Genomic DNA, 8,846 nt, shown 5'->3' with positions numbered 1-8,846 from the left:
GCCGCCACCGCCGCCCGGGCCGCCCTGCGCGAACGCGGTCGCCGCGCCCGCGACGACGATGATGGCCGCGACCGTGTCCCTGAGTATCCGCTTCATGGCCTCTCCTCCTGCGATTGTGGGAGCGCATTGTGGGAGCGCCTGCGACGCCCGCGCCGGGCCGCAACGGGCCCTCGGGCCAAACCGTTCCGTCGGGAGGCTCAAACAGACGGGATGACACCGTCGTGCTCTGTCCTCGGCAAAGCGCCATCACGGACTTGCGATCAGGAGCGGCCTCTGTAACGTCCCGCCGCACGAAGAAGAGCCCGGCCGCTGCCGGCGCCGATACTGATCGACGGAGACGCCATGTCCGCCCCGCGAAACGACACGATCGGTATCGCGCCGACGAGCGCGCTCGACGAGGCCGCGGACCGGAAGCGCCGGATCTGGGCGATCGTCGGCTCGTCTTCGGGCAATCTCGTCGAGTGGTACGATTTCTACTGCTACGCCTTCTTCGCGCTCTACTTCGCGCCGGCTTTCTTCCCCAAGGGCGACTCCACCAGCCAGCTGCTGCAGACCGCCGGAATCTTTGCGGTCGGCTTCTTCATGCGCCCGATCGGCGGCTGGCTATTCGGACGCATCGCCGACCGCGTCGGGCGCCGGACCTCGATGGTCATCTCCGTCCTGATGATGTGCTTCGGCTCGCTGCTGATCGGCATCCTGCCGACCTACGAGCATGTCGGCACCCTCGCCCCCGTCCTGCTGCTTCTCGCGCGCATGCTCCAGGGCCTGTCGGTGGGCGGCGAGTACGGCACCTCGGCGACCTACATGAGCGAGGTCGCCATCAAGGGTAAACGCGGTTTCTTCGCCTCGTTCCAGTACGTCACGCTGATCGGCGGCCAGCTGCTCGCCTCGCTGGTCCTGGTCCTGCTCCAGACCGTGATGAGCGGACCGGAACTCACCGCCTGGGGCTGGCGCATCCCCTTCTTCATCGGCGCCGGCCTCGCCGTCGTTGCGCTCTACCTGCGCCGCTCGCTGGCCGAGACCAAGGACAGCAGCGACAAGGAGAACGCCGGCACCTTCGCCGAGCTGTCCAAGCACTGGCGCGCCTTCCTGGTGGTGGTGGCCTATACCGCCGGCGGCAGCCTGAGCTTCTACACCTTCACGACCTACATGCAGAAATACCTCGTCAACACCGCCGGCATGCCCAAGACCTCGGCCTCGCAGGTGATGACCGTGGTGCTGTTCGTCTACATGGCGATCCAGCCGATCTTCGGCGCGCTGTCGGACAAAATCGGCCGCAAGGCCAACATGCTGCTCTACAGCGGGCTGGGCACGCTCATGGTGGTGCCGCTGATGACGGCGCTCGGCACCAACAAGGACCCTTATCTTGCCTTCGCGCTGATCACGCTCGGGCTCGCGGTGGTGTCGTTCTACACGGGCATCAGCGGCATCGTGAAGGCGGAGCTGTTCCCCACCAACGTGCGCGCGCTCGGCGTCGGCCTGTCCTACGCGGTGGCCAACGCCACCTTCGGCGGCACGGCCGAGTTCGTGGCGCTGTGGTTCAAGGACAACGGCATGGAAAGCACGTTCTTCTGGTACGTGACCGTGCTGATGGCGATCGCCTTCGTGGCCTCGCTGATCATGCCGAACCCGAAGGTCCACGGCTATCTCGACGGCGCCGGGACCGTCGAGGAGGCGCTCGGCAAGAAGCCGCGCCTCGCCCACGCCTGAGTGGGGCCGCCCGGCTGGACCGGTGCGGCATTTCCCGATGATATGCCTCCTGTCGGGCGCGCCAGACGCCCGCGGGAGGATACGATGCTCAAGATCGCCGCGGTCGGCGCCCTGACCATCCTCGGTCTCGTCGCGACCAGCAAAACCCGCGCGGAGGACGCGGCGCCGTTCAGGCCGACGCAACCCGCCGGTTATCTCTTCGTCGGCGGCCGCTACGAGACGGCGAAGGACAAGACATTCGCCCGCGGGCAGATGTTCGTGGAGTACCGCGCGCCCGCGCGGATCACGCAGCCTTACCCGATCGTCCTCGTGCACGGCACCGCGCAGACCGGGACCAATTTCCTCGGCACGCCCGACGGGCGGCCCGGCTGGGCGGACCGCTTCGCCGCCAAGGGTTTCGCGACCTACGTGATCGATCAGGTCGGCCGCGGCCGGTCAGGCGGCGACGCGGAGACCTACGGTCCCTACGCCCGCCTGCCGGTCGAGGATCTGGAGACCGTCTTCACCGGACAGGAGCGGTTCTCCCTCTATCCGCAGGCCAAGCTGCACACGCAGTGGCCCGGCGGCCCGGGCATGCGCGGCAACGGCGCCTTCGACCAGTTCTACCAGTCGCAGGTGCCCTACATCGCGAGCGCCCTCAGGAGTGAGGAACTGGTCGATCCGGCGCTGATCGCGCTCCTGGAAAAGATCGGGCCGGCGATCCTGCTGACCCACTCCCAGGCCGGCGTGTTCGGCTGGGCCGTCTCCGATCAGCGGCCCGACCTCGTGAAGGCGCATGTCGCCGTGGAGCCTAACGGACCGACCTTCTACGATATCCGGTTCAAGGGCGGGACAGATTGGTACGAGCGCGTCGGCGACGCTCGCGCCCGGCCCTACGGCATCACCCGGGTTCCGCTGCACTTCGAGCCGCCCGTGAGCGGTCCCGCGGACCTCACGGTGGTCCAGGCCGATCAGCCAGCGCGTCCGGATCAGATCCGCTGCTGGCTGCAGGCCGAGCCGGCGCGGACCCTCCCGAACCTCGCCAGGGTGCCGGCCGTGATCGTGACGGCCGAGGCGTCGTTCCGCGCCACGATGGATGACTGCACCGCCGCCTTCCTGACGCAGGCTGGGGCCAAGCCCGACCGGTTGGCGCTGGCCGAGCAGGGCATCCACGGCAACGGCCATATGATGATGCTGGAGTCGAACAGCGACGCGGTGGCGGACGCGATCGTCGGCTGGATCGAAGCCCGGACCGGGGCACAGCCCGGGAAGCCCCGGCCTTAACCCGCCGCTTACCCTGTCCCGGCGAGGGTGATCCGGTCATCCGACGAGGGAACGCATGACCGACATGACCGACACCGTAGGCGTTGCGGGCGACCGCATCCGCTCGATCATCGAGCGCGTGGAGCGGCTGGAGGAGGAGATCAAGGACCTGATGGAGGCCAAGAAGGAGGTCTTCGCCGAGGCGAAGGGCGAAGGGCTGGACGTCAAGGTGCTCAAGGAGATCCTGAAGATCCGCAAGCAGGACAAGGACGAGCGGGACGAGCAGGAAACCCTGCTCGACGTCTACCTTCGCGCCATGGATGCCCCCTCCCCGGCGCCGATCGCGCAAGCGGCCTGAGGCAGAGCCAGGGGGCGGCGCCCGGCGCGCCGCCCCATCCCTGTCAGGCGCGTGAGGGCGTCCCGAGATAGGCCGCGAGATTGCGCCGGATGCGGGCGAGCGGCTCCTCGGCGGGATCGGGCAGCACGAAGCGCGCGCCCGTGATGGTCTCGTAGGCGCGGATGTAGACCGCGGCCGTTTCCAGAACGACGTCGGCGGGGATCTCCGGGATCGGGTCCGTGTAGGGATCGCAGCGCGCGACGACCCAGTTCCGCACGAAATCCTTGTCGAAACTCTCCGGGGCCGCGCCGGACGCGAAGCGTTCGGGATAGCTCTGGGCGAACCAGTAGCGACTGCTGTCCGGCGTGTGGATCTCGTCGGCCAGGACGATGCGGCCGTCCGGATCGGTGCCGAACTCGTACTTCGTGTCGGCAAGGATCAACCCGCGCTCCCCCGCGAGGGCCTGCCCGCGGGCGAACAGCGCCAGCGCCGCCTCCGACACCGTTCGCCACTGCTCAGGCGTCAGCAGCCCGCGCTCCAGGATCTCGCCCTCGGTCAGGGGCTCATCGTGGCCGCCGTCGAACGCCTTCGTGGTCGGCGTGATGATGGCCCGGGGCAGGCGCTCGTTCGGCCGCATGCCCTCCGGGAAGCGGTGACCGTACATGTTGCGCTCGCCCGCCCGGTAGCGTGTCAGGATCGAGGTCGATGTGGTGCCCGCGAGGTAGCCGCGCACCACCACCTCGACCGGCAGGATCTCCAGGCGACGGCCGACCACCACGTTCGGGTCCGGATAGGCGATCACGTGGTTCGGGCAGATATCGGCCGTCTTCTCGAACCAGTAGCGCGCGGTCTGGGTCAGCACCTGCCCCTTGAAGGGGATCGCGGCCAGCGCGCGGTCGAAGGCACTGATCCGGTCCGAGGTGATGAGCACGCGCCGCCCGTCCGGCAGGTCGTAATTGTCCCGCACCTTGCCCCGGTAGTGGTTCGGCAGTTCGGGCAGGGTCGCCTCACGCAGAACTTGATGTGCGTGCGGAACGAGGTCGGCCGTGTTCATCGGGGCTGTCCGTCAGACTGCGCGGCGATCACGCCGCCGCGCCTGTGTGCGCGGAGCGACCGGAGATTTCCAGTCCCCGGCGGGCACCGCGGACATCTGCGGCAAGATTCCGGCTTGGTGCCGGCACCATGTCCCGCGTCCGGACTGGCCGGCGGCCTGGTCGATCGGGTTTCGACGCCCGTTCCGCCGCTCAGTGTCGTCGGTATAGGGCGGAGCCGCGGCCGGTGCCGTACGTTCCGAGCCCGCTGCTTGACCGGTTGAAACATACTAGTCGGGCTCGAGACCCGGCCCTATCCTACTGACCACTGCACATTGTAGGCATCCGGGTGGCCGCGGGGACGGGCGATGCCGCCTGACAGCCGAGGCCCGATGACAGGATCAACGCATCAGTCGAGCAGGCATCCGTTCCTGCGCAAAATCGAGAGCATCGCGCTGTTCAGACCGAGCGAGGCGGAACTCGCGGCCTTGAATGCTCTGCCCATGCAGATGGCGACGATCGAGCCTAACCGGGACATCGTCCGGGAAGGTGACCGCCCGTCCCGCTGCTTCGCGGTCTTGGAGGGCATCGCCTGCACGTACAAGTCGACGCGGTCCGGAAAACGACAGGTCATGGGCTACCACGTGCCCGGTGACGTGCCGGACTTCCTGAGCCTCCACCTGGAAACCCTCGACATCAGCATCGCCACAGTCAGCGCGTGCCGCCTCGGCTTCGTTCAGCACGAAGCGGCGCGCGCCATGCTGCGCGCGCACCCACGGCTCAACGACGTGTTCTGGCGCGCGACTCTGATCGACGCCGCCATCGTGCGGGAGTGGATGCTCAATACGGGCCGGCGGGAAGCCTTCGCCCGCATGGCCCACCTGTTCTGCGAACTGGTGATCCGCCTCGGCGCGGTCGGGCTCGCTCCGGACCGGACCTGTGACATCCCCATGACTCAGCCGGAACTCGCGGACGCCCTCGGCATCACGCCGGTCCATGTGAACCGGACCATCCGGGACCTCAAGGCCGCCGGCCTGATCACGCTGCGTAGCCGCCGCCTCACGGTTCACGACTGGAATGGACTGGTATCGGCGGCCGAATTCGACCCCACCTACCTGCACTGCCGCGATCAGGACGCGTCGTAGACCGCCGGCTGCGCGCTTGAAGCTGAGGCCCTCTCCGTCAGGTGATTCAGTCGGACAAGGTAGTCCGCGGCCGCCCTGCCCATAGCGAACGCGGTCGCGGGACTCCGCCAGGAGCCGAGGTCAGCAGGTCCGAACCTGGGGCGACCCAGCGGTAGCGGAATTCTCAAGCTCACCGACCGGGAAAGAAATCCGCGCGTTCGCGCAGCGAGAGGCGCGTCATGGCCGATGCGGCGCTCGGTGCCTGGGTTGGGACTGATGGTGCGGGTGGTCGGACTCGAACCGACACTCCTTGCGGAACCGGATTTTGAGTCCGGCGCGTCTACCAATTCCACCACACCCGCATCGAGTCGCGTTGGCGACCCGATTGCTCCTAGCGCAGTTTGCCTCCGACCGGGAGTCCCGCCACGAGCTGCGATCTGCGTCTCGCCTTACACTGGAGGCAGAAGCTTCGCCGGTGGCTCGACCGCCGCCCTATGGCGGCGCCGGAATCCGCCGCGAGGTCGGCAGGATGTTGCTCGGCGCACGTCGGGAGAGGGCTTAAGGGACCGAACGGCTCGGTTGTCCAGACAGCCGATCTGGCCAAGGCGAGGCGCCTATGCTCAAAGGGCGGCCGGTTGTTCGATACGGTAGGTTGAATGCTCCGCCGGCTCTACGCGTGGATCTTGGCCCTCAGCGGCAGGCCCTCCGCGCCCTACGCGCTCGGCGCCGTGGCCTTCGCCGAGAGTTCATTCTTCCCGGTGCCGCCCGACGCCATGCTCGTGCCCATGGCGGTGAGCCGTCCCGATCGCGTCTGGTTCTACGCGACGATCGCGACGGTGGCGTCGGTGCTGGGCGGTCTCGTCGGCTACGCCATCGGGGCGCTTCTGTTCGATTCCGTCGGTGCGTGGCTGATCCGCCTCTACGGCCTGCAGAACTCCGCGGCCACCTTCCAGGAATCGTATGCCCAGTACGGGCACTGGGTCATCCTGCTGAAGGGCCTGACGCCGATCCCCTACAAGCTCGTCACCATCACGTCGGGCTTCGCCCATTACAGCCTGTTCTGGTTCACGGTGCTGTCGATCCTCACCCGAGGCGCGCGGTTCTTCATCCTCGCCGGATTGCTCGGTCGATACGGCGTTCAGATCCGCGGCGTGCTCGACCGGCATCTAAATGCCGTGGCGGCGATTTCCGTCGCGGTCATCATCCTCGGCTTCCTGCTCTTCAAGGTGATCCTGTAGCGATGAACACGGCGGCTGCACTGCGTGTGAAGACGGCGGGCCTCTGGCTCGCGATCCTGGCCGGCCTGATCGTGGGCGCCGTCCTCGTGATGCAGTACGGATACGGCTACGCGCCCTGCAAGCTGTGCCTCACCGAGCGCCTCCCCTACTACGCCGCCGTGCCGCTGGGCCTGATCGCGCTGTTCGCGCCCGAGCGTCTTGGGCGGATCGCTCTCGGGCTCGCGGCGCTGGGCTTCCTCTACGGGACCGGCATCGGGATCTACCATGCCGGAGCCGAATGGGGCTTCTGGCCGGGGCCCGCCGATTGCGGGGGCGGCAGCGGCGCCAATCCGGGGCAGATCGGCGACTTCCTCAACGCGCTCCAATCGACCAAGGTGGTCGACTGCTCGGTGGCGGCGCTGCGGGTCCTCGGGGTCTCCCTCGCCGGGTGGAACGCCCTGGCGTCCTTTGTCCTGGCCTCCCTGGCCGGCAGCGCGGCCGCACGGGCCTGACCGGGGCGGGCCGTCCGGAGCACGCTGGCACAAGGTCTCAGTTGCGGTCGTCGGGCAGCAGAGGCAGGGCGGCCACGTCGATACCCTCGTCGATCAGCGCGCGCGCTTCCGCGGGACTCGCCTCGCCGTAGATCGCGCGGCCTTCCGCCTCGCCGTAATGGATCTTGCGCGCCTCTTCGGGAAAGCGCGCGCCGACATGCTCGGAATTGGCCACGAGGTGCTCGCGCAGGGCACGGAGCATCGCCCGCACCTGCCGCTCCGGCTCGGCCACCAGGGTCACGGGTGCGGCGGCTTGCGCGGGCGGGTGAGCGGGCTGACGCTCCCCATCGGTGCGCGCGACGCTCGGAGCCATCAGCGCCTTGCCGACTTTCGCGGTATCGCAGACCGGGCAGGCGACGAGCCCACGGGCGACTTGCGCATCATAGGAGTCGGACGAGGGGAACCAGCTCTCGAAGCCGTGGCCGGCCTCGCAGACGAGACTGTACCGGATCATGATGGAACTTGCTGTGCTGCTTACTGCGCGGCCTGGATCTTCGGACCGACGCGTTCAACGGTGAAGGGGCGCCCGTGCTGGAGCGACGGGATGCGCGCGCGCGCGTCGGCGACCTGCGCCACGTCGATCTCCGCCAGGATGACGCACGGCTCGGATCCGCCCGCGTCGGCCAGCACCCGACCCCAGGGATCGACGATCATGGAATGGCCGAACGTCTCCCGCCCATCCTCGTGCAGGCCGCCCTGCGCCGCCGAGATGACGAAGGATCCCGTCTCGATCGCCCGTGCTCTCTGGAGAACATGCCAATGCGCCTCGCCCGTCTGGCGGGTGAAGCACGCGGGCGCAGTGAGGATCTCGGCCCCGGCTTCGGCGAGCGCCCGGTACAGGCCGGGAAAGCGGATATCGTAGCAGATCGTCAACCCGAGCATCGCCCACGGGGTGGGCGCGACCACCGCGCAGGCCCCGCCCGTATAGGTCGCGGATTCACGCCAGCGCTCGCCGCTCGGCAGATCGACATCGAACAGGTGCAACTTGTCGTAAGAGGCGACGACGTCACCGTCGCTGCCGATCAGGTAGGCTCGGTTGGCGATCTTGTCGCCCGACCGCACCGCGATCGAGCCGATCTGCACGACGACGCCGGTCTCGCGCGCGACCTCGCGCACAGCCGCCAGCGTTCGATCCTGCGCCTCAGTGGTGACCTCGGCGAACAGCCGTTCCCGGCTCCGCTCCACCAGGGACGTCATCTCGGGCGTCTGCACGAACGCCGCACCGCGGCCCGCCGCTTCCCGCACGCCTGCGACTGCCGCGTCGCGGTTCGCCTCCGGGTTCCGGCCCGAACGCATCTGGACACAGGCAGCGGTGAAGCGCGACTCAGGCATCGGCCGTATCCCTCAAGAGCGGGTCGAGCTTGCCGGCACGGTCGAGGGCGTAAAGATCGTCGCAGCCGCCCACATGGGTGTCGCCGATGAAGATCTGCGGGACGCTCGTCCGTCCTCTGGCGCGGTCGACCATCGTGGCGCGCGCGCCCTGCACGCGCTCGACGTCGATCTCTTGGAAGGACGCCCCCTTCTCTTTCAGCAGGCTCTTCGCCGCCGAGCAATAGGGACACCAGGCCGTCGTATAGATGGTGACCGGCTGCATGGAATAGGTCGTCTCGCGCCTCAACTCCGCTCATATAGGA

General features: G+C 68.2%; 10 protein-coding genes and 1 tRNA gene. 6 read left to right on the top strand and 5 right to left on the bottom strand.

Annotated elements, in window-relative coordinates; translation table 11 throughout:
• Positions 1–342 precede the first annotated feature (342 nt).
• From ACLBX9_RS16195 to ACLBX9_RS16185, 3 genes are all read left to right on the top strand, one after another.
• Positions 343–1,710, top strand: coding sequence for an MFS family transporter (locus ACLBX9_RS16195; protein WP_010681868.1), 1,368 nt, complete (start codon positions 343–345; stop codon positions 1,708–1,710).
• Between the two features lie 84 nt (positions 1,711–1,794).
• Positions 1,795–2,973 carry an alpha/beta hydrolase gene (locus ACLBX9_RS16190; protein WP_447719655.1) on the top strand — a complete coding sequence of 393 codons (1,179 nt, stop codon included), beginning with the start codon at positions 1,795–1,797 and terminating at the stop codon, positions 2,971–2,973.
• Positions 2,974–3,028: 55 nt separating this feature from the next.
• A complete protein-coding gene (locus ACLBX9_RS16185; RefSeq protein WP_010681866.1) occupies positions 3,029–3,310 on the top strand; it encodes a DUF2312 domain-containing protein in 282 nt (93 codons plus the stop codon).
• Between the two features lie 43 nt (positions 3,311–3,353).
• Here ACLBX9_RS16185 and ACLBX9_RS16180 read toward each other — a convergent pair whose 3' ends face one another.
• Positions 3,354–4,343, bottom strand: a complete 990-nt coding sequence (locus tag ACLBX9_RS16180; protein WP_447719654.1) for a phosphoribosylaminoimidazolesuccinocarboxamide synthase — start codon at positions 4,341–4,343, stop codon at positions 3,354–3,356.
• Positions 4,344–4,712: 369 nt separating this feature from the next.
• Between ACLBX9_RS16180 and ACLBX9_RS16175 the strand changes: the two genes are divergently transcribed.
• Positions 4,713–5,465 (top strand): Crp/Fnr family transcriptional regulator, encoded by a 753-nt coding sequence (locus ACLBX9_RS16175; RefSeq protein ID WP_447719653.1) that lies wholly within the window; start codon positions 4,713–4,715, stop codon positions 5,463–5,465.
• Between the two features lie 256 nt (positions 5,466–5,721).
• Here ACLBX9_RS16175 and ACLBX9_RS16170 read toward each other — a convergent pair.
• Positions 5,722–5,806 (bottom strand) — tRNA-Leu (locus tag ACLBX9_RS16170).
• A gap of 294 nt (positions 5,807–6,100) precedes the next feature.
• On the opposite strand from ACLBX9_RS16170, the gene ACLBX9_RS16165 reads away from it, so the two are divergent.
• Both ACLBX9_RS16165 and ACLBX9_RS16160 read left to right on the top strand, forming a co-directional pair.
• A complete protein-coding gene (locus ACLBX9_RS16165) occupies positions 6,101–6,682 on the top strand; it encodes a YqaA family protein (RefSeq protein WP_010681863.1) in 582 nt (193 codons plus the stop codon).
• A gap of 2 nt (positions 6,683–6,684) precedes the next feature.
• Entirely contained in the window at positions 6,685–7,173 is a 489-nt protein-coding gene (locus ACLBX9_RS16160; RefSeq protein ID WP_447719652.1) for a disulfide bond formation protein B, read from the top strand.
• Between the two features lie 37 nt (positions 7,174–7,210).
• On the opposite strand, the gene ACLBX9_RS16155 is transcribed toward ACLBX9_RS16160, so the two are convergent.
• The 3 genes from ACLBX9_RS16155 to grxC are packed head-to-tail and all read right to left on the bottom strand — an operon-like array spanning position 7,211 to position 8,806.
• On the bottom strand, positions 7,211–7,666 hold the full coding sequence (locus ACLBX9_RS16155) for a DUF1178 family protein (protein ID WP_447719651.1): 456 nt from the start codon (positions 7,664–7,666) through the stop codon (positions 7,211–7,213).
• A gap of 20 nt (positions 7,667–7,686) precedes the next feature.
• The gene (locus tag ACLBX9_RS16150) at positions 7,687–8,544 is read right to left on the bottom strand and encodes a carbon-nitrogen hydrolase family protein (RefSeq protein WP_447719650.1); all 858 of its coding nucleotides are present in this window, start codon (positions 8,542–8,544) and stop codon (positions 7,687–7,689) included.
• On the bottom strand, positions 8,537–8,806 hold the full coding sequence (grxC, locus tag ACLBX9_RS16145) for a glutaredoxin 3 (protein ID WP_010681859.1): 270 nt from the start codon (positions 8,804–8,806) through the stop codon (positions 8,537–8,539). The genes ACLBX9_RS16150 and grxC overlap by 8 nt, the downstream gene beginning before the upstream one ends.
• Positions 8,807–8,846 lie beyond the last annotated feature (40 nt).

The sequence above is a fragment of the Methylobacterium sp. A49B genome, from assembly GCF_053346215.1.
Note: the sequence above shows the minus strand (reverse complement) of the source record. Positions and strands in the feature narration are given on the sequence as shown.